Here is a 20,983-nt window from a genome sequence, read left to right as displayed (position 1 = left end):
ATGAAGTGCGTGATGTTTAGTCCCCGTAGCCATAGGAATTGTGCAGGTGGCCGTTGGAGGTGGAGATGGTTGTCGAGGCGATGGGCACGAGGTAACGGTTCTTCACCGTCACGTCGGGCGTGTCGCCGACGGCGAGTGCCGAGCCCACGAGGCCGCTGGAAATGGATGGCAGGTTGGTGTAGACGTTCTTGTCGGTCTTGTCTGCCGTCTTGGCCGCGCCGAAAGAGCTGGCGCTTCCTGTGTAGTCGGCCGTCGTCTTGCCCTCGGGCAGCCCGTACCAGGTGATGCTGCTCTCGTCTATGTCGGTCTTCGTGGCGTCGGTATAGTTGAAGTAAACCGTCTTCTGGTAGCGGCCGCTGTTGTCTGGATCGGCCTCGGCGGCCGCCACGTCGGCCAGGTACTGAGCCTTCATCTCGAGTGTCTTTTGCGTGAGGAGGTTCCACCGAATCAGGTCGAACTTGCGCACTCCCTCGCCTGCAAGCTCCCAGGCGTTCTCATCGACGATGGCCCTGAAGAAGGCTTCCTTGCCGGCAGGAAGCGTGGCGGTGTAGGCCTGTGCCTGTGCCTTGTGCTGGCTGTCAAAGGCACGCTCGTGCACTTGGCCCAGCGCTTCGCGGGCGGTGAGGCCGGCGTCGCCCGTGTAGTGGCCGTCGGGGCCGGCCAGTTCGTTCATCACTTCGGCATACATCAGCAGCACTTGGGCGTAGCGCATCTTCACGCAGTTGATGCCCGTGAGGTGCTTCTGCGACACCTGCTTGTTCTGCGAGAGCCAGGCTTCGCCCTCCATCCGTGGGTCCCACTTGCCCACATAGATGCCGAAAGGCGTGTTGCCCAGCATCTGGCAAACGGTGGCTTTGTTGCCGCTGGCGTCCTTGTCCTCCTTGTATTGTATGTTGGAGCAGGTCACGTCGCGGCGTGTGTCGTTCTTGTCGAACGAGTAGAAGAAGGGCGCCGTGAGCTTCATCTTGCCCGATGAATTGCCGTAGCCGAAGCGCGAGGTCACGCCGTTCATGCGCACGCCGACGGTGTAACCCAGCTCGCTGCTCACGTTGAGACCCATCGGAACCTCGAACAAGTTCTCGCGATAGCTCTGGTCGAGCTTGAGTTGGTTCAGGAGTTCCCACTCGTTTCGGAACGAGGGGTTAAGGGCGTGCACGCCGCTTTTGATGACGGCCGCAAGGTGGGCGAGGGCCCGCTCGTAGAGCGTCTTGCGCGTTTCGGCGGCCGGCCGCTGCGTGGGATAGGTGGCGTCGCTGTAGCTTGCCGTCTCGTAACCGTCCTTTCCCTGCTCCCGAATGGCGTAGCCGGCACGGGTAAGGGCGATCTGTGCCAGCAGGGCGTGGGCGTAACCCTTGGTTGCATGCTCGGTGGTGTAGCCGTTCTGGCCGGCCCAGGGCAGGTAGTCGATGGCGCGGTCCAGCTGGTTCATGAGCGAGTCCATGATGACGTCGCGGTCGGTTTTGTCCAGATAGGCGTTGCCCAGGTCGCTTCGCGACGGCTCCATCTTCATGGGAATGTCGCCGAAGAAGCGAATCATGTCCAGGTAAAGCATGGCTCGCAGCGTGAGGGCCTCGCCCTCATAGCGGCGCATGACGGCCCGCTCGCTGCTGCCGGCAGCGAGGAGACGGCTGCCCTCGATGCCCTCGATGGTGGTGTTGCAGTCCTCGATCACACCGTAGGCCTTGTCCCAAAGCGACGAGATTCTGCTCCAGCCCGGCGAGGCGTTGTAGTTCATGTTGCCGCGTTCGCTGCCTGTATTGGCTGCGTCGCTGCCGAGGCCGTCCACCAATTCTATGTCGCTGTTCAGGCCCCAAACGATGTTCATGTACTGCGAATAGGTCTGGTCCTGGGTCAGTCCGCCGTAGATTTTGTTGACGCGGAGGCTGGTATAGTATGCCGAATTGTAGGTGTTTTCGGCGTTTTGCTCGGATGGCGAGTTCTGGTCGAGGAAGTCGGAGCACGACGTTGTCCCGGCCAGGGCGGCTGCAATGGTGCAAACTGTGATTATCTTTTTCATGGGAATGCTGTCTGATGATTAGAAAGTAATGTTCACGCCACCCACGAACGTGCGGCTCTTGGGGTAGGCGGCATAGTCGATGCCGGGGCACATGGCGTTCCTTTTGCTGCTTGTATCCACCTCGGGATCGTAGCCGCTGTAGCTGGTGAAGCAGTAGAGGTTGTGGGCCGTGAAGTAGAGACGGATGCTGCTGATGAAGATATTCTTCATCCATTTGGCGGGCAGCGTGTAGCCTACGGTCAGTGTATTGAGGCGCAGGAACGAGGCGTCTTCCACGGCGTAGTCGTTGATGTACATGTTGCTCACGGCTGCCGGGTTGTAGATGGCCGCGCCGGCGTTGAGCTCGTACAGGCGCGTGGCAATGGCGTCGCCGCTTCCATAGTGGGCCAGAATGTCGGCCGAGGGACGCGCCAGGTTCATGCCCGTGGCAGGATCAATCCATGTATAGCGGTTGCCGAGCCTGAAATCGTCCACGAGATTGTAGCCCCTGGCCGAGCCGGCATAGAACGCATTGACCAGTTTGGTGCCGTTGACGATCTTGTTGCCCACCGAATAGTCGAGGAAGATGGAGAAGTCGAGGTTGCGCCAGTTGCCGTTGAGGCCGAAGCCGCCGGTGACCGGAGCAATGGTGTTGCCCAGCTTCTGCTTCACGGGGTCGCCGTTCCCGTCGACCTGATATTTCAGTCCTCCGGGATAGTACTGGCCGCCGGTGAGCGTGTTGCTGTTGTCCTTGATGCCGTCGCGCAGCTTCCATGTGGTGCCGTTGAGCACCAGTTCGCCGTTCGGATTGTGCACAGGGTCGTAGGCAGTAAAGAAGCCATTGGTGCGGTAGCCCCAGACTTCGCCCAGCCGTCCGCCCTCGGTCACGTAGAAATCTTCGTATTTTGCAATGTTGCTTCCGGCGAAATTGCTGCTCTGCCAGGGCGAATTGTAGTTCAGTTTGTCGATGTTGCTCTTGTTCCAAGCCACGTTCAACGTGGCGTTGAGCGCGAAGTTTTTGTGCTCGACGATGGCGGCATTGAGGGCGAGTTCCACGCCCTTGTTGGAGGTTTGGCCGATGTTTTGGTACTGAAAATTGTAGCCCGTGTTGGCCGGAATCTCCGTTCGCATGAGCAGGTCCTTGGTGGTGTTCCAGTAGAAATCCAGCGTACCGTTGATGCGTCCGTCGAAGAATCCGTAGTCGATGCCGAAGTTGCGGGTGATGGTGGTCTCCCATTTCAGGTCGGGATTGGACAGGTAGGTGCCGCGTTCGAGCTGTGCGCCGCGCTCCTCATTGAAGTAAGGGGCCTTGCCATCGTTGCCCGCCATGCTGTAGACGGGGTAGAGCTGGCCGGCCGGGATGCGGTTGTTGCCGGCGGTTCCGAAGCTCAGCCGCGCCTTGAGATTGGACAAAACCTTGCTGCCTTTGAGGAACGCTTCGTCGCTGATGCGCCAAGCGAGGGCCAGCGACGGGAAGACGCCCCAGCGGTGGTTCTTGCCGAATTTGGAGGAGCCGTCGGCGCGCAGGGCCAGCGTGGCGAGGTATTTCTCGTTGAGCGTGTAGTTCACACGCCCGAAGTAGGAGAGCATATTGTCGTCGGCGGCAATGGTGGTCACCACGGGAAGCGGCGTTCCCGCGCCCGTGTTGGCCTTGACTTCGCCGATGGTCATGGTCGAGGGGAAGGCCACAACAGTGTTTTCCCGCGTGGTGTGCCGGGTGGAACTCCACTCCTGTCCGACGAGCAGCGTGAGGTGGTCGCGGCCGTCGAAGAGCTTCCTGTTGTCGTAGGTGGCGGTGTTTGCATTGCGCCACGACTTGTATTCCTGGTGCACATAGTCGAGCTGCGGCTGGCCGTTGAAGGCAAATTTGGAGCTTTGCACGGCATCGGCGGCCCACACATAGTTGTCGTCTTCGTATCTCCAGCCGTAGCCAAACTCCGAGCGGAACGTGATGTTCTTCCAAGGCTTCCAGTTCAGTCCGGCGTTATAGTCCTGACGGAAACGCCGCTGTATGCGGTCGGTGGCCTTGATGCGGAGCAGCGGATCCTTGAGCGAAGAGGAGTTGGTCGACTCGTCGTCGTCGTTGGAGGCCAGCGGATCGACGGGGCGGAAACGGATGCTGTTGGCCACGATGGAGTTGGCGGCGTTGCTCTGGTTGGTCTCCGCGCCGCCGCTCAGACCGTTGATTTTGGCATTGGCCAGCCGGGCGTTGAAGTCGAGCGACAGCCATTTGCTCAGGTTGGCGTTGATTTTTGCGTTGATGTTGTCCTTGCGGTATCCGGAGTTGAGCATGATGCTGTTCTCGCCGTTGTGGGCGTAGCTCACATTGTATTTCAGGTCCTTGGTGCCTCCGCTCACGTTGGCGTTGTACTGCCGCTGCGTTCCCGTGCGGCCGAAGAGCTCGTCCTGCCAGTTGTTGCCGGCGTTGCTCTTCCAGATGTCAAGGTCTTCGTAGTTGCCGTAGTCGGTGGAACCGAGCTCGTGCTGATAGGCCACATAGTCGTAAGGACTCATGACTTTGACCTCCTTGGAGAGCTTCTTCCAGCCCAGCGAAGCGTTGAAGCTGACCTGCGTCTTGCCCTCCTTGCCGCTCTTGGTGGTGATGATGATGACGCCGTTGGCGCCCCGTGCACCGTAGATGGCAGTGGAGGAGGCGTCTTTCAGCACGTCGATGCTCTCGATTTCGGACGGTGCAATGTCGCCGATGCCGCTCACGGGGAAGCCGTCGACAATGTAGAGCGGCGAGTTGTCCTGCGAGAGCGAGCCGCCGCCGCGCACGCGGATCTTCACGTCGGCGTCGGGCGAACCCTCGGTGGTGGTGATGCTCACGCCGGCCAGCTTGCCGGTCATGGCCTCGCCCACATTGGCCACCGGCACGCCGGCAATGTCCTTGGCCGAGATGGACGACACCGAGCCGGTGAGGTCTTTCTTCTTCACCGTGCCGTAGCCGATGACCACCACGTCGTTCAAACTGGTGGCCTCGTCCTCGAGGGTGACGCTGACCGAGGTCTTGCCGTCCACGTTGACCAGCTGCGTCTTCATGCCCACGTAGGACACGCTGAGCCTCCGGCTCTTGCCTTTGAGCGTGATGGTGAAGTTGCCGTCCAGGTCGGTCACGGTGCCGTTGGCCCGTGCGCCGTCTTCCTGGATGGTGGCTCCGAGCACGGGCTCGCCCGTGTTGTCCTTCACCGTACCTTTGATTGTCTGCGCCGACAGGCTTCCTGCCACCAACAGCAGCAGGCCGATGAGCGCCATTCTGATAGAGTTCAAATTACCAGACATACATTAGTTTTTAATTATAAATCACAGAAAAGTCTCAAACCACTTGGCTATTGGGAAGAATGCGGGCTGCCAAATGAGTGGGGCGACGGATTGGGCGGCCTGTCTTCTTCGATGGCACGCAACGCCTTGCATCGCTCGAATAACCTGTTGCAAAGGTAATGATATATCGGGAAAAAAAAGAATTTTCGCCGAATTGTTTTTGTCAGGGTGCCTGTTTGGACAGTTTCCATGGCTCCAGACACCACTGGGATTTGTGCGCTTGACAGGAAAGGGCGGAAAGGACGGGGGCGTGGATGTTGGGACAGAAGCCGCGGATGGCGCGTGGGCTGCTGGGTGGGGATTTGGACATAACAACATATTGGACATGTGACTGCGCGGTGCTTTTTCTCACAGATTCCACAGATTTCACGGATGCTGCGCGGTGGAGGGCGGACGATGACGGCGCAAACGCGCGGCGATTGCGCCGTGAAGGCGATGCGATTGCGGTGGAATGGCGATGCGATTGCGGCGTTATGACAACGTGACAACGCCGTGACGGCCGGGCATGCAACGGGGAATGGGTGGATTGGTCAAACGGAACGGGCGTAGGAACCGGCCTTTGCGCCGGCCCCTACGCCCGTTCAAGTCATATCGCATGTTTGTTCAAATGATACCATTTGCCCGTTTCATCGAAACCACATGGCCGATGGAACAATGCCGGATATGTGTTTCATCAAAATGGAACGGCCGATGGAACGATGCCGTTTTCTCCTACTGCTGCATCAGATACTCCTTGAAGGCGGCGAAGCTGGCGGGCAGGGGCACGCTGTGGCGGGTGCCGCGCATGAAGGCTTGGAGGCGTTCGGGGATGGCGATGTCGGTGCCGAGGATGCGGTCTACCTGCTCCTTGAACTTGGCCGGATGGGCTGTTTCGAGGAACACGCCCAGCTCGTCGGGCTGCAGCTGCTCGCGCAAGGCCTGGTAGCCGCAGGCTCCGTGGGGGTCGAGCACGTAGCCGGTGCGCTCGTGGCACTGGCGCATGGTCTGGCGGATGCGGTCGTCGGTGTAGGTGGCCCCGCTGATGTCGGCCCTGATGGCCGGCCAGCTGGAACCGTAAAGGTCGAGTATGCGGGCGAAGTTGCTCGGGTCGCCCACGTCCATGGCGTTGGCCAGCGTCTGCTTGCTGGGCTGCGGACGGTACTGGCCCGACTGCAGATAGTTGTAGAAGACGTCGTTGGCGTTGTTGGCTGCGATGAACCGCTTCACGGGCAGTCCCATGCGCACGCCGAAGAGGCCGGCCGTGATGTTGCCGAAATTGCCGCTCGGCACGCACACCACGAGGTTGCTGCGGCCGCCCTCGCGACGCAGCCGGCCGTCGCGAAGAAGCTGGGCGTAGGCGTTGAAATAGTAGAACGCCTGGGGCAGGAAGCGGGCCACGTTGATGGAATTGGCCGAGGTGAGCTTCATGTGGGCGTTGAGTTCGGGGTCCATGAAGGCGCTCTTCACCAGGGCCTGGCAGTCGTCGAACACGCCGTCCACCTCGAGGGCGGTGATGTTGCGGCCCAGCGTGGTGAACTGGCTTTCCTGGATGCGGCTCACCTTGCCCTTGGGATAGAGCACGTAGACGTGGATGCCGTCGACGCCGAGAAAGCCGTTGGCCACGGCCGATCCGGTGTCGCCCGAGGTGGCCACGAGCACGTTCACGGGACGGCCGTCGGCTGCGTCGCGGCGGATGAAGTGTTGTAGCAGCCGCGCCATAAAGCGGGCACCCACGTCCTTGAAGGCCAGCGTGGGGCCGTGGAAGAGTTCGAGGCTGAAGATGTTGCCGTCGACGGGGGCCACGGGCGTGTCGAATGTCAGCGTGTCGGCCACGATGTGGCGCAGCGAGGCCTCGTCCACGTCTTCGCCGAAGAAGGCGCGGCTCACCTCGAAAGCCATGTCGGGGAACGACATGGAGGCGATGCGGTCGAAGAACGAGGCTGGCAGCCGCTCGATGCGCTCGGGCATGTAGAGGCCCCGGTCGGGGGCGAGGCCGCGCTCCACGGCCTCGCGCAGCGTGGCCTCGGGGGCCTGGTGGTTGGTGGAATAGTATTTCATGCGTCAGTGTATTTGCATCAGGGTTTTCATGAATTGTTCGAGGTGGAGCAGGCCGTAGGCCCCGGAGGCACACGCCACTTCGTCGTATTGCTGCACGGCGTCGGGCTCGATGCCCGGGTGCCAGACGAGGAAGGGCACGGGTTCGGCCACGTGGGTGCGCAGCTCCACCGGCGTGGGGTGGTCGGGCAGCACGGCGATGCACACCGGCTCGGCCCAGTGCTTCACCTCGTTGTAGACGGGCTCCACGATGCGACGGTCCAGATATTCAATGGTGCGCAGCTTGAGTTCGAGGTCGCCGTCGTGGCCGGCCTCGTCGCTGGCTTCGAGGTGCAGGTAGACGAAGTCCTGCCGGCGCAGGGCATCGATGGCGGCCGCAGCCTTACCTTCGTAGTTGGTGTCGGCCAGTCCGGTGGCTCCCGGCACCTTCACCACGTCGAGTCCGGCGTAGCGTCCGATGCCCCGAATGAGGTCGACGGCCGAGATGACCGAGCCCGTCCTGACCTGCGGATAGAGCTGCATCAGCGTCTGCATGCTGGGCCTGTAGCCTCCGCCCCAGGGCCAGATGCTGTTGGCGGGCCGCTCGCCGCGGGCCGTGCGGTCGCGGTTGTAGGGGTGGTCGGCCAGGATTTGCTGGGAGTCGATGATGAGCCGGTTGAGCAATTCGGCCGTCTCCCGGCCCGTGAGGCGGTGCTCTCCCGTGGGCCGTCCGTCGTGGCCGAGCACGTCCTCGCGCCTGTCTTCCCAGCCCGGCTCGCTCTGTACCAGCAGGGGCCGCCAGGGTTCGCCGGGGTGGTCGTGGGGCGGTGCGCACACCACGTGCTTGCTGGCACGCTTCACCACGAGCAGGTGCCGGTACTGTATGCCGGTGATGAAGCGCACGCTGTCGTTGCCCAGACGCTCGTCAAGGTAGCGCATGAGCTCGTCGCCGTGCTCGGTGGAGAGGTTGCCGCCGTTGTGGGTGAGGATTCGATCGTCGTGCAGCGTGATGACATTGCAGCGGAAAGCCGTGTCCTCGGGCTGCATGTCGTAGCCTATGCTGGCCGCCTCCAACGGTCCGCGGCCCTCGTAGACGCGGTTCAGGTCGTAGCCCAGGATAGCCGTATTGGCCACCTCGGAGCCCGGGTGGAAGCCTTGGGGGATGGTCATCAGCCGGCCCGTGCGGCCTCGGCGGGCCAGCAGGTCCATGTAGGGGGTGTCGGCGTGCTGCAGCAGGGTGCGGCCGCCCAGCCGTCCGACGGCATGGTCGGCCATGCCGTCGCCCAAAATAATGATGTGTTTCATGGGGATTTGCGCTTGTGGGGTGAATGTGATGGGGTCAGATATTGGCAATGCTCATGATATTGGCAAACACGCCTGCGGCCGTGACGCTGGCCCCTGCGCCGTAGCCTTGGATGAGCATGGGGTACTCCTTGTACCGCTCTGTGGTGAGCATCACGATGTTGTTGCTGCCCTCGAGTCCGTAGAAAGGGTGGCTGCGGTTCACGGCCTGTAGGGCCACGCTGGTCTTTCCGCCCTCCATCGTGGCCACGAACCGCCACCGCTTGCCCTCGGCTTCGAGCTGCCGTCGCCGCTGCTCGAAGCTGTCGTCGAGTTCGGGCAGCCGCCTCCAGAAGTCGTCGGCGCTGCCTTGGAAGAAGTCGTCGGGCACGAAGAGGCGCCGCTCCACGTCGGCCTGCTCCACCCGGTAGCCGGCCTCGCGCGTCAGGATGACCAGCTTGCGGATGACGTCGGTGCCGCTCAGGTCGATGCGGGGGTCGGGCTCGGCGTAGCCCTGCTGCCTGGCGCGGCGCACGGTTTCGGAGAAAGGCACGTCGGCTGCAAGCTCGTTGAAGATGAAGTTGAGCGTGCCGCTGAGCACGGCTTCTATCTTGAGGATGCGGTCGCCGGAGTTGCGCAGGTCGTTGATGGTGCCGATGATGGGCAGCCCCGCGCCCACGTTGGTCTCGAAAAGAAACTTCACACCGCGGCGCAGCGCCGTCTCCTTGAGTTGCGCGTAGTCCTCGTAGCGCGAGCTGGCAGCTATCTTGTTGGCCGCCACCACGCTGATATTGTGGGTGAGCAAGGTCTGGTAGAGGGCCGAAATGTCCTTGGAGGCCGTGCAGTCCACGAACACCGAGTTGAAGATGTTCATGCCGAGGATGGCGTTGCGCAGCTTCTCGGGGGTGCAGGGCTCCGAGTTTTTCAGCTGTTCGCGGTAGTTGTCGAGGTCGATTCCGTCGCGCGAGAAGACGGCGTTGCGCGAGGTGGCGATGCCCACCACGTTGAGCTTGAGGCGCGAGTGCTCCTTGAGCTCGTCGTATTGGGCGCGTATCTGCTCAATGAGCTTCCCGCCCACGGTGCCCACGCCGCAGATGAAGAGGTTGAGAACATTGTATTCCGAGAGGAAGAAGGAGTCGTGGAGCACGTTGAGTGCCTTGCGCAAATACTGCGAATCAATGACGAATGAGATGTTGGTCTCCGAGGCGCCCTGGGCGCAGGCAATGACCGAGATGCCGCTGCGGCCCAGTGTTCCGAAGAGCTTGCCCGCAATGCCGGGCGTGTGCTTCATGTTTTCGCCCACGATGGCAATGGTGGCCAGGTGGCTCTCGGCGTGCATGGGGAACATGGAACCGTCCTCGATCTCGGCCCCGAACTCGCGGTTGAGCACATCGACGGCGGCCTGGGCGTCCTCGTCGCGCACGCCGATGGAGGTGGAATTTTCCGATGAGGCCTGCGACACGAGGAACACACTGATGCCGTTTTCGGCCAGGGCGGTGAAGATACGGCGGTTCACACCGATGACGCCCACCATCGAAAGGCCCGACACGGTGATGAGCGTGGTGCCCTTGATACTGGATATTCCCTTGATGGCCTTGCGGTCGTTCTCTATCTTGTCCTTGATGATGGTGCCGGGGCTCTCGGGATTAAACGTATTCTTCACCCGTATGGGGATGCTCTTGATACACACGGGATAGATCGTAGGAGGGTAGATTACCTTGGCGCCGAAGTTGCAGAGCTCCATCGCCTCGACGTAGCTTAGCTCGTCAATGGTGTAGGCCGAGCGGATGACTTTGGGGTCGGCGGTCATGAATCCGTCCACATCGGTCCATATTTCCAGCGAGTCGGCGTCGAGCGCGGCGGCGATGATGGCTGCCGTGTAATCCGATCCGCCTCGGCCCAGATTGGTGATTTCGCCCGTGGTGCGGTCGGTCGAGATGAAGCCCGGAACGAGCGACACGCGGGGCATGTCGTCGAAAGCGTCGCGCACGAGCTTGTTGGTGAGGTCGCTGTCGAGGGCGTTTCTGCCGTTCACCACCTCGGTTTTGATGAACTCGCGCGCGTCCATCCAGCGCGAACCGCGGACGAGTGTCGACACGATGATCGAGCTCAGGCGCTCGCCGTAGCTCATGATGGCGTCCTGAGTCTTCTTGCTCAGGTCGCGGATGAGGTACACACCGAAGTATATGGAATGGAGTTGCTCGAAGAGGGCGTCCACTTGATTGAACAGCGTTTCGCGGCTGGCGGGGTCGGTAATGATGGTGTCTATCATCTTGTGGTGGCGGTCCACCATCTCCTCGTAGGCGCTCTTCCAGCCCTCGTTGCCCGTCAGGGCCAGTTGTGAAGTGGAGATAAGCTGGTCGGTGATGCCGCCCAAGGCGCTCACGACAACGACAATCGGCTGTCGGCGGGCCTCATTTTCCACGATGCGTTTCAGACTCAGAATGCTCTTTACGGAACCTACTGATGTTCCGCCAAACTTTAATACTTTCATTGTGAATGACGTTTTAATCATGTCATGCCGCCCCCGGAACAAACGGGGCCACGGCAAAACTTGGCTGCAAAAATACTAAGAATTATCCTCCCGACCAACGTTTTCGGTAACAATTTACCGTTTAACGTGGAGGGAAAATTGGAATTTGATACCTGTTTGGCGTGTTTAGCGTGTGGGCAGAATGGGCTTTTCGTATGAAGAATTATACTTTTTGGCAGGTCTGTCTTTGATAAATTGCGTAATTTTGCACCGTTTTTAAGATTTGCATGACATGATACAGGAATACCAGATACGGGTTTTGCCGCAGGTGGCGGGCAGCTCGGAGCGCATTGCCGGGCACATTGCCCGGGAGAAAGGACTGGATGCACGGAGCATCAATCAGGTGCGCGTGCTCAGGCGCAGCATCGACGCGCGCCAGCGAACCATCTATGTAAACCTCACGGTGAGGGTCTACATCAACGAGTTTCCGCAGGACGAGGCCTACACACCCACGGCTTATCCCAACGTGGAGGGCCGGCCGCAGGTGGTCGTGGTGGGCGCGGGGCCGGGCGGTCTCTTCGCTGCCCTGCGCCTCATCGAGCTGGGACTGCGCCCCGTAGTACTGGAGCGCGGCAAGGATGTACGCGAGCGAAAGAAGGACTTGGCCCTCATCACGCGCACCCAACAGGTGGACCCCGAGAGCAATTACTGCTTCGGCGAGGGTGGGGCGGGCGCCTACAGCGACGGCAAACTCTATACGCGCAGCAAGAAACGGGGCAACACAGAGAAGATCCTCAACGTGTTCTGCCAGCACGGGGCCTCGACCAACATCCTGGCCGACGCCCATCCACACATCGGCACCGACAAGCTGCCGCGCGTCATTGAGAACATGCGGATGCAGATTTTGCAGAGTGGCGGCGAGGTGCACTTCCAGACAAAGATGACCCGGCTGCTACTCGACGGCGACACGGTAGTGGGCGTTGAGGCCGTGAATCTGGCCACGGGGGCCGGCGAGACCTACCGCGGGCCGGTGATTCTGGCCACCGGCCACAGCGCGCGCGACGTGTACCGCTATCTGGATGCCGCCCGCATTGAGATAGAGCCCAAGGGTATTGCCGTGGGTGTGAGGCTGGAACATCCCTCCGAACTCATCGACCGCATACAGTATCACAACCGCGAAGGCCGTGGCCAATACCTGCCGACGGCCGAGTATGCCTATGTGGCGCAGGTGGCGGGACGGGGCGTTTACTCGTTCTGCATGTGTCCGGGCGGCTTTGTCATCCCCGCCGCCACGGGGCCGGAACAGATTGTTGTGAACGGCATGTCGCCGGCCAACCGCGGCACGCAGTGGTCGAACAGCGGCATGGTGGTCGAGATTCGTCCCGAGGACATGGCCGACCCTACGCTCTTTGCGCCCGATGCGGCCCAGCCCGGAACGGAGGACGAGAGTCGTGCGGACGGGCCGGACAACCTCCGTGTGATGCGATTCCAGGAGCGACTGGAGCGTGACTGCTGGCAGCAGGGCAACCGAAGGCAGACTGCTCCGGCGCAGCGCATGGCCGATTTTGTGAACGGCCACCTCAGTTTCGACCTGCCGAAGAGCAGCTATGCGCCGGGGCTCATCAGCAGTCCGCTGCACTTCTGGATGCCCAAGTTCATCACCTCGCGCCTGCAGGAGGGGTTCAAGGCCTTTGGCAAGCGCAGCCACGGCTTCCTCACCAACGAGGCCACGCTCATCAGCGTCGAGACGCGCACGTCGAGTCCGGTGCGCATTCTGCGCGACCACACGACGCTGCAGCACGTCCGTCTGCGCGGTCTCTTCCCCTGCGGAGAGGGTGCGGGCTATGCCGGCGGCATCGTCTCGGCCGGCGTGGACGGCGAGCGGTGTGCCGAAATGGCGGTCGAATATGCAAGCAACGGGCAGTCTTCCCAGTAAAAACAAGAAAGCTTTCGCCACGTGGCGAAAGCTTTTTATTTGAGCAAGTCGGGGCGTAGGCGGCGCGTGCGCTCCATGGCTTGGTCCATTTCCCACTGTTTCACCTTGGCCTCGTTGCCGCTAAGCAGGATGTCGGGCACTTTCCAACCCTTGTATTCAGCCGGTCGGGTGTAGATGGGAGCGGCCAGCAGGTTGTCTTGAAAACAGTCGGAGAGGGCGCTTTGGTCGTCGCTGATGACACCCGGCACCAGCCTCACCACGGCGTCGGCAATGGCTGCAGCGGCCAGCTCGCCGCCGGTAAGCACGAAGTCGCCCATGCTGATCTCGCGTGTAATGAGGTGGTCGCGCACGCGCTGGTCTATGCCTTTGTAGTGGCCGCAAAGGATGATGAGGTTCTGTTGCAGGCTCATGCCGTTGGCGATGCGCTGGTCGAACCTCTCTCCGTCGGGCGTCACATAGATCACATCGTCGTATTCGCGTTCGGCTTTCAGGGCCGAGATACAGCGGTCTATGGGTTCAATCTGCATCACCATGCCGGCAAATCCACCGTAGGGATAGTCGTCCACGCGGCGCCATTTGTCGTTGGTGTAGTCGCGCAGGTTGTGCAGCCGGATCTCTGCCAGCCCTTTTTTCTGGGCGCGTGCCAGGATAGACTCGTGTACAAATCCGTCGAGCATCTCGGGCAGCACCGTGATGATGTCTATTCTCATGGGCGGCTTAGTCGAATGTCCACTTGGCGGCGATGGTGGGAATGGCGTAGAACCGGTTGTTCTTGCCGTTCTCATTCCACACGAAGTTGTTGCTCAACTCCACCTCGGTGCCGAGGCTCAGGTTCACCTTGTCCCAGCCTTTGATGGTGTTTAGATTGAACCAAAACTGCGGTTCGCTCACCACAATCCACTTGCCTTTCACGTTGGGATCGTACCAAGCGTCGCAGAAACCGCTGAAGGTGCACAGGTTGCGGGCGAAGTTCAGGCCCCACACCTCGGTGAGTTGGAACGAGCTGAAGGGGTGCGCGCCATAGTGGCGGTTCTTGAAATAATACTTGTACAGGGCCTGAATGCTGAACGTTCGGCTGAAGTCTGCGCTGTGCCAGTTCCACGCGCCGCCGGCCAGCGCGGCGTGTTGGAAGCGTGTGGCGTTCCAGGTGGACTCGTCGCTGCTCAGCCCTCCGTTGTATTCCACGTGGGCTGCCCACTGTTTGTTCTTCGTGACGCTGAACTCGCGGGCTATTTCCCAGTAGGCGCCGGCCACGCCGTCGCGCTGGTAATCGAGGTCGGTAAATAGGTAGGTGCTGCCCCAACGGTCGGGTTTGAACATCTCTACAGTGGTTGTCATACTGGGCCTGGTGGTCAGGTCGTTGTAGAGCGAGTGGCCCAAGTCGTAGTGCAGCTGCACGTTTTGCGCAGCCAGGGCGGCAGTGCAGGCCACGAAAGCGGCCGTAGCAAGGATACGTTTCATCTTCTGTTAAATTTTGTGCAAATGTAAGGGAAAATCCCGTAACGGCCAAATGTTTTCCCCGTTTATTGCCCGCGGCGCATGCACGGCGGGCTGCCAGAGCGGCGGCGGGCCGTTCCGCGTCAGTCGGCGAAGCGGCTCACGAACTCGTCTTCCGAGATAACGGCGATGCCCAGCTGCCGTGCTTTCTGGTTCTTTCCGCTGGCCGAGGCCGTGTCATTATTAATAAGGTAGGACGTAGCCTTGCTCACCGAGCCCGTCACCTTCCCCCCCTGGCTCTCGATGTAGGCCTTGAGCTCGTTGCGGTTCTTGTAGCGGTGCACGTCGCCGGTCACCACAAACGTGAGCCCCCGGCAGCGGTCGCCGGCGGTGGTGACGGCCGTCTGGCTGACGCTGACCTCCTTGAGCAGCCGCTCCACCATAGCCAGGTTGGCCGGTTGACTGAACCATCCCACCAGTGAGGCCGACTTCTCGGGCCCAATGCCCGGGATGAGGGCCAGCCGTTCCTGTCCCGTGGGGCCGAAGAGCGTGGTCCCGTCGCAGTCGCGCCCCGAGGCGATGTCGATGAGTTCGGCCAGCGGATAGGCGGCGAGCAGCCGTGCGCACACGTCCTGCCCAACCATCGGGATGGTGAGTGCATAGAGCAGCCGCCGGGCCTCCACGGTGCGCGCCTTCTCGATGGAGCGCATGAGGTTGGCGGCAGACTTCTCTCCGAAGCCCTCGAGCGCGGCTATCTCGTGGATGTGTGCGGGCAACTTGAAGATGTCGGCATACTCGCACACCCAGCCCAGATTGATGAATTTGGCGAGCGTCTGCTCGGAAATGCCATCCACGTTGACGCCCTCCTTGGAGACGAAGCGGGCGAATTTCCTGAGCTGTTTGGCCGGGCAGGCCGCATTGGTGCAGTGCAGCGTCTTGGTGCCGCTGGCCGGGCTCACCGTCACCTCGGTGGGCTTGCCGCACACGGGGCACGCCTCCGGGACAACGAGGCTGCCCACCCGCGCGCTCACACTTACCACCTTGGGGATGATCTTGTTGGCCTTGATCACCTCGATCCGCGTGCCCCGTCCGCCGATGCCCAGCCGTTCGCACTCGCTGATGTTGCACAGCGAGGCACGCTTCACGGTGGTTCCTTCCAGCTCCACGGGGGTGAAGACGGCCACGGGCGATATGGTCGAGGCCGCACAACTCCACTCCACCCGTTCGAGTTCGGTGGCCGCGCGCTCGTCCTGCCACTTGAAGGCGAGGCCCGCCCTCGTGGCATGATGGCCCGTGACGGAGCCTGTACGGGCATAGTCCGTGTCGTCGTAGACCATCACCAAGCCGTCCACGGGGTAGGGATTCCGGCGGTGGGTCACGCGTTCGGTCCAGCGGTCGATGGCCGTCTGCACGTTTTCCGGCGTGGGATGGTCTATGCGTTCGTGCTCCACGCAGCCCATGCCGTTGTCGCGCAGATAGTCCATGCGCGCGCCCCAGGAGTGGAGCTCGTCGTCGGTGTGCACCAAGGTGAAGGGAATCCAGCGGATGTGCCGCTGCGCCACCTCGGCCGGGTCTTTCAGCGTGAGAGAGCCCGAGGCCAGGTTGCGGGGGTTGGCATACTCCTCCTCGCTCTCCATGTTGAACTGCTCGAAGTCGTCGTAGGCGATGACAGCCTCGCCCCGCACCACCACGTGCCCCCGGTCCTTGATGGTGGGCGGTATGCCCGCGATGGCCCGTGCCAGGTGTGTAATGTTGGTGCCGGTGTGTCCGTTGCCGCGCGTCACCACCTTGGCGAGCCGGCCGCCGTCGTAGGTCACCACGAGCGTCAGCCCGTCGAGCTTCCACGAGAGCCACACGGGCCGCCCCTCGGCCCACTTTGCCAGGTCTTCCGTGCGCTTGGTCTTGGCCAGCGAGAGGGCGGCGAACTCGTGGGCTTCTTTCTGTCCGGCGATGCTGTCTTCCGACACCCGGTGGGTGGGCGAGCCGGGCATCACGGTGCCCGTCTCCTGTTCCAGCCGTCGCAGCTCGTCGAACTTTGCGTCCCATTCATAGTCGGTCATGCGCTCCCCACGCCCGTTGTAGTAGGCCTCCGAGGCCTCGTTGAGCTGCCGTATCAGCTCCTGCATCTGTTGGGTCTTGTCCATGCGTGTCTTGTCTTTCCCTGCAAAGTTAGCAAAAAAGGCGGGAAAGGCCCGCGGGCGCGCCGCAATATTTTCGGAGTGCCCCTACGCTTGCGGCCCATGGCGCCGCCGGTTCATGCGGGTACATGCGCCCCAAGCCGTGCGCAACCCGGCCCCTTGCCCCTCACGGCAGCAGGGCCAGCACCTGGCGGTCGGCCGCGGTCCAGTTGAGGCCCTCGGCTTCCTCGCGCGTGAGCCAGCGGGCGTCGAGGTGTTCCAGCAGCGTGAAGGGGCCGTCGCCCGGCTTGCACAGGTAGGGCCAGAGGCGTATGGTGAAGTCGGGGTAGGCGTGAACCACGCAACCCAGCGGCCGTCCTACGTAGACGTCCCAGTCCATTTCTTCGCGGATTTCGCGCAGCAGGGCCTCGTGCCGGCTCTCTCCCGCCTTCACCTTGCCCCCGGGAAACTCCCAGTGCTCGGAGTTGTAGGCGCGGTGCGAACGGCGGCGTTGCACGCAGAGGTAGCGGTCGTCGTCTCTGACAACGGCCGCCACCACGTCGATGATGTCCTCTTGGGTGCTCATGTTTCGGTTGTTTTAGGGTGTGGTTTTGTTGTTGATTCATGCAAAGATACGCAAAAAATCAGATACCGCCCCCGCCTTTTTCCCATTATTTTCAGGCTGGCGTGTCGCCCTTCCGCCATGTAGGGGCACAGCCTTTGTGTGTCTGCCGGGGATGTATGGGGCGGTGGCGGCGGGCATGGGGCGGCGCAATCGCCGCGCGAACACGCCGCAAACGCGTTGCGAAAACGGTGCAAACGTCGCGCGAAAAGGCCGTAATCGCACGGCCGTTGCGGCGCAATCGCCCCACGGTGCGGGCGTGGGCGTGCAGCCACAACGGCCTTGGGCCCCTCATTTTCAGGTGGGCCGTCTGCCCCGCGCCACCCTCACCTTGCCCCCGCGCCCCCGCATCCCCGGGCCCGGAAAGGCGGCGGGGCAGGGCGGGCAGCCCTCCCGGCAGCCTCAATTTTTCGGCAAAGAGGGGGCGTAATCCGATAATTTTGCGTAAGTTTGCACCCAAAAGACACCGACATGACATTCAAACAACTCCTGGGCCAGGTGGCATACGCCGACATGGCTCCCTATATCGACGAGGCCGCAAGGCAGAACGCCGAAGACCTGCGACCGCAGCACGTGAAGACGGCGGAGGTGCGGCGGGCCTACGACGAACTGCTGGCGGCGCGGCCAACCTTTGGTTTCATCGACACGCCCATCGAGGTGAAGATGGCGGGCGGCCGCCTCAGTGTGAGCAACATGCACCTCGGTTCGCCCACCGACCTGCTGAGCCACCGCCTCCGCGTGGCCGCCGACGTGACGGCCCCACAGGCCGAGATTGCCGCCCAGTGCCTCTACCAGCTCGCGGCCCACGAGGCCGCCACGCAGAAATACCGCGAGGGCGACGAGTTCGACGACCTGGACCCGCAGATGGCCCGCATCGTGCGCTGAGGCCCGGGAGGCAGGGCAACACGTTCAATCCTCATCACCCATCATATCTTTCACCCAATTATGGTAATCGGCATAGACGTAGGTATCAGTACCACCAAGATAGTAGGCATCGACGGCGAGGGCGCCGTGGTGTCGCCCGTCCGCATCAAAGCCACCGACCCCGTGACCTCGCTCTACGGGGCTTTCGGCAAGTATCTCTACGACAACAGGCTGCGACTCGACGACATTGAGCACGTGATGATAACCGGTGTAGGGGCTGCTTACATCGACACGCCCATCTACGGGCTGCCCACCGACAAGGCCGAGGAGTTCCTGGCCGACGGTCTGGGGGCGCGCTACGAGACCGACTTGGACCGCATGCTCGTGGTTTCGATGGGCACGGGAACCAGTCTGGTGCAGTGCGACGGCGACGACATCCGCCACATCGGAGGCATCGGTTTGGGCGGCGGCACGCTGATGGGGCTGAGCCGCATCATGCTCAAGACCGACGAGGTGAAGCAGATTGTGGCCCTGGCCATGGAGGGCGACCCCGCCAACGTGGACGTGCTCATCGGCGACATCAGCCCCAATCCCCTGCCCAACCTGCCCAAGACGGCCACCGCCTCGCTCTTCGGCAACGCACGGAGCAATGCCTCGCGCGAGGACATTGCCCTGGGCATCATCACCATGGTGCTGCAAAGCATCGGGTCGAGCTGCATTCTGGCTTCGCTCAACTCGGGCATCAGGGAGTACGTGCTCATCGGCAACCTGACGCTGCTGCCCCAGTGCAAGGTCATCTTTCCCGCCATGGAGAAGCTCTACAAGGTGCACTTCATCATCCCCAAATACTCCGAATTCTGCACGGCCATCGGGGCCGCCCTGTGCTATGGCGGGCTGCCCCGGTCTCGTTTCCGCTCTTAGGCCCCTGTGCGGGCCGGGAGTTTCCACCCACTGACAAGATGAAAGAACAAGACTTTGCCTATGCCGACGAGCGGTTTGCCGACCTCCAGCTGTTGCGCTACCGCCTCGCCGGCTTCGAGCAGCTGACGCTGCAACAGAAGAAATACGTGTACTTCCTGGCCCAGGCCACGCTCTTTGGCCGCGACATCACCACCGACCAGGGAGGCCGCTGGAACCTCGACATCCGCAAACTGCTGGAAGCCGTCTACACCAACTACGGCGGCGACCGCACGGAGCCCGATTTCGCGGCCCTGACGCTCTACCTGAAACGCCTCTGGTTCTCCAACGGCATCTACCACCACTACGGCTGCGAGAAGTTCGTGCCGGGCTTCGGCGAGGCCTGGCTGCACGCCGCGGCGGAGCGGCTGCCCGCGGCGGGCGTGCCCCGGGGCTACGCTTCCTGGGCCGACGTGGCGGCGGCGGTGGCCCCCGTCGTCTTCGACCCCGCGCTGCTGCCCAAGCGTGTGAACCAGGCCGACGGCGAGGACTTGGTGCAGACCTCGGCCTGCAACTACTACGAAAACCTGACCCAAGCCGAGGTGGAGGCCTACTACGCGCGCCTCAAGGCCGGGGGCGACGCCGACTGCCCGTCCTCCTATGGGCTCAACTCCCGGCTGGTGAAGACGGCCGACGGCCGCATCGAGGAGCATGTCTATACTATCGACGGGCTCTACGGGCCCGCCATCAGGCAAATCACGGAATGGCTGGAACGCGCCGCCACGGTGGCCGAGAACGAGCGGCAGCGGCAGGTCATCGCCCTGCTCACAGACTATTATCGCACGGGCGACCTGCGCCGCTTCGACGACTATTCCATCGCCTGGCTGGGCGAACAGCAGGGGCAGGTGGACTTCGTGAACGGCTTCATCGAGGTCTACGGCGACCCCCTCGGGCTGAAAGGCTCGTGGGAGGGCATCGTGGAATACAAGGACATGGAGGCCACGCGGCGCACGCAGACCATCGCGCGGAACGCCCAGTGGTTCGAGGACCACTCGCCCGTGGACCCCCGCTTCCGCAAGGAAAAGGTGACCGGCGTCACGGCCAACGTGGTGTGTGCAGCCATGCTCGGCGGCGACGAATACCCGGCGTCGGCCATCGGCATCAACCTGCCCAATGCCGACTGGATACGGGCACGCCACGGCTCGAAGAGTGTCACCATCGGCAATCTGACCGAAGCCTACCGGCAGGCCGCCCGCGGCAACGGCTTCGACGAGGAGTTTGTCATCGACGAGGAGACGCGTCGCCTCACGGCCGCCTACGGCGACCTGTGCGACGACCTGCACACCGACCTGCACGAATGTCTGGGCCACGGCAGCGGCCGTCTGCTGCCCGGCACCGACCCCGACGCCCTGAAGGCCTATGCCAGCACCGTGGAAGAGGCGCGGGCCGACCTCTTCGGGCTCTACTATCTGGCCGACCCCAAGCTGCGGGAGCTGGGCCTCGTGCCCGACGACGAGGCCTACAAGAGCCAGTACTACCACTACATGATGAACGGACTGCTCACCCAGCTGGTGCGCATCAAGCCCGGCCACCAGATTGAGGAGGCCCACATGCGCAACCGTGCGCTCATTGCCCGCTGGTGCCTGGCCCAGGGCGACGGCACGGTGCAACTGGTGAAGCGCGCGGGCAAGACCTATGTCCGCATCGACGACTACCCCCGGTTGCGCGGGCTCTTCGCCCGGCTGCTGGCCGAGGTGCAGCGCATCAAGAGCGAGGGCGACCACGAAGCCGCCCGCCGGCTGGTGGAGCAGTATGGCGTGCGGGTGGATGCCGGGCTCCACAGCGAGGTGCTCGCGCGCTACGAACACCTACACATCGCCCCCTACAAAGGCTTCATCAACCCCCGGATGCGGCCCGTGACCGACGCCGACGGCCACATCACCGACATTGCGCTGGACTACAGCGAGAGCTTCGAACACCAGATGTTGCGCTACTCGCGCGAGTATGCCACGCTTTAATCGCCTGT

General features: G+C 62.3%; 13 protein-coding genes. 4 read left to right on the top strand and 9 right to left on the bottom strand.

Going from position 1 to position 20,983, the window contains the following annotated elements:
* Positions 1-16: 16 nt before the first annotated feature.
* From L888_RS0103995 to thrA, 5 genes are all read right to left on the bottom strand, one after another.
* Positions 17-2,017 (bottom strand): RagB/SusD family nutrient uptake outer membrane protein, encoded by a 2,001-nt coding sequence (locus L888_RS0103995; protein WP_027951955.1) that lies wholly within the window; start codon positions 2,015-2,017, stop codon positions 17-19.
* Between the two features lie 18 nt (positions 2,018-2,035).
* The gene (locus tag L888_RS0103990) at positions 2,036-5,278 is read right to left on the bottom strand and encodes a SusC/RagA family TonB-linked outer membrane protein (protein ID WP_027951954.1); all 3,243 of its coding nucleotides are present in this window, start codon (positions 5,276-5,278) and stop codon (positions 2,036-2,038) included.
* 750 nt (positions 5,279-6,028) lie between these two features.
* Complete coding sequence (gene thrC, locus L888_RS0103980) at positions 6,029-7,354, bottom strand: threonine synthase (protein ID WP_027951952.1); 1,326 nt, start codon at positions 7,352-7,354, stop codon at positions 6,029-6,031.
* A gap of 3 nt (positions 7,355-7,357) precedes the next feature.
* A complete protein-coding gene (locus L888_RS0103975; protein WP_027951951.1) occupies positions 7,358-8,635 on the bottom strand; it encodes a cofactor-independent phosphoglycerate mutase in 1,278 nt (425 codons plus the stop codon).
* A 34-nt stretch (positions 8,636-8,669) separates the two neighbouring features.
* Positions 8,670-11,105 (bottom strand): bifunctional aspartate kinase/homoserine dehydrogenase I, encoded by a 2,436-nt coding sequence (thrA, locus tag L888_RS0103970; RefSeq protein WP_027951950.1) that lies wholly within the window; start codon positions 11,103-11,105, stop codon positions 8,670-8,672.
* A gap of 271 nt (positions 11,106-11,376) precedes the next feature.
* On the opposite strand from thrA, the gene L888_RS0103965 reads away from it, so the two are divergent.
* Positions 11,377-13,020, top strand: a complete 1,644-nt coding sequence (locus L888_RS0103965; protein ID WP_044248591.1) for an NAD(P)/FAD-dependent oxidoreductase — start codon at positions 11,377-11,379, stop codon at positions 13,018-13,020.
* A gap of 35 nt (positions 13,021-13,055) precedes the next feature.
* On the opposite strand, the gene trmD is transcribed toward L888_RS0103965, so the two are convergent.
* From trmD to L888_RS0103945, 4 genes are all read right to left on the bottom strand, one after another.
* Positions 13,056-13,730, bottom strand: a complete 675-nt coding sequence (gene trmD / locus L888_RS0103960) for a tRNA (guanosine(37)-N1)-methyltransferase TrmD (protein ID WP_005847623.1) — start codon at positions 13,728-13,730, stop codon at positions 13,056-13,058.
* Positions 13,731-13,737: 7 nt separating this feature from the next.
* Positions 13,738-14,481 (bottom strand): nucleoside-specific channel-forming Tsx family protein, encoded by a 744-nt coding sequence (locus tag L888_RS0103955; protein ID WP_005847621.1) that lies wholly within the window; start codon positions 14,479-14,481, stop codon positions 13,738-13,740.
* A gap of 119 nt (positions 14,482-14,600) precedes the next feature.
* Positions 14,601-16,601: an NAD-dependent DNA ligase LigA gene (ligA, locus tag L888_RS0103950; RefSeq protein WP_027951948.1), complete on the bottom strand. Its 2,001-nt coding sequence runs from the start codon at positions 16,599-16,601 to the stop codon at positions 14,601-14,603.
* A 160-nt stretch (positions 16,602-16,761) separates the two neighbouring features.
* Positions 16,762-17,160, bottom strand: a complete 399-nt coding sequence (locus tag L888_RS0103945; RefSeq protein WP_005847618.1) for a (deoxy)nucleoside triphosphate pyrophosphohydrolase — start codon at positions 17,158-17,160, stop codon at positions 16,762-16,764.
* A 507-nt stretch (positions 17,161-17,667) separates the two neighbouring features.
* On the opposite strand from L888_RS0103945, the gene L888_RS0103935 reads away from it, so the two are divergent.
* From L888_RS0103935 to L888_RS0103925, 3 genes are read left to right on the top strand one after another with little or no spacing between them, the layout of a single operon-like run.
* The gene (locus L888_RS0103935; RefSeq protein ID WP_027951946.1) at positions 17,668-18,081 is read left to right on the top strand and encodes a hypothetical protein; all 414 of its coding nucleotides are present in this window, start codon (positions 17,668-17,670) and stop codon (positions 18,079-18,081) included.
* 60 nt (positions 18,082-18,141) lie between these two features.
* On the top strand, positions 18,142-18,981 hold the full coding sequence (coaW, locus tag L888_RS0103930) for a type II pantothenate kinase (protein ID WP_027951945.1): 840 nt from the start codon (positions 18,142-18,144) through the stop codon (positions 18,979-18,981).
* A gap of 38 nt (positions 18,982-19,019) precedes the next feature.
* A complete protein-coding gene (locus tag L888_RS0103925; protein ID WP_027951944.1) occupies positions 19,020-20,975 on the top strand; it encodes a dipeptidyl-peptidase 3 family protein in 1,956 nt (651 codons plus the stop codon).
* The last annotated feature ends 8 nt before the right edge of the window (positions 20,976-20,983 follow it).

Source organism: Hallella seregens ATCC 51272 (genome assembly GCF_000518545.1).
Classification (GTDB): Bacteria; Bacteroidota; Bacteroidia; order Bacteroidales; family Bacteroidaceae; genus Prevotella; species Prevotella seregens.
This window is presented reverse-complemented; position numbering and strand designations above follow the sequence as displayed.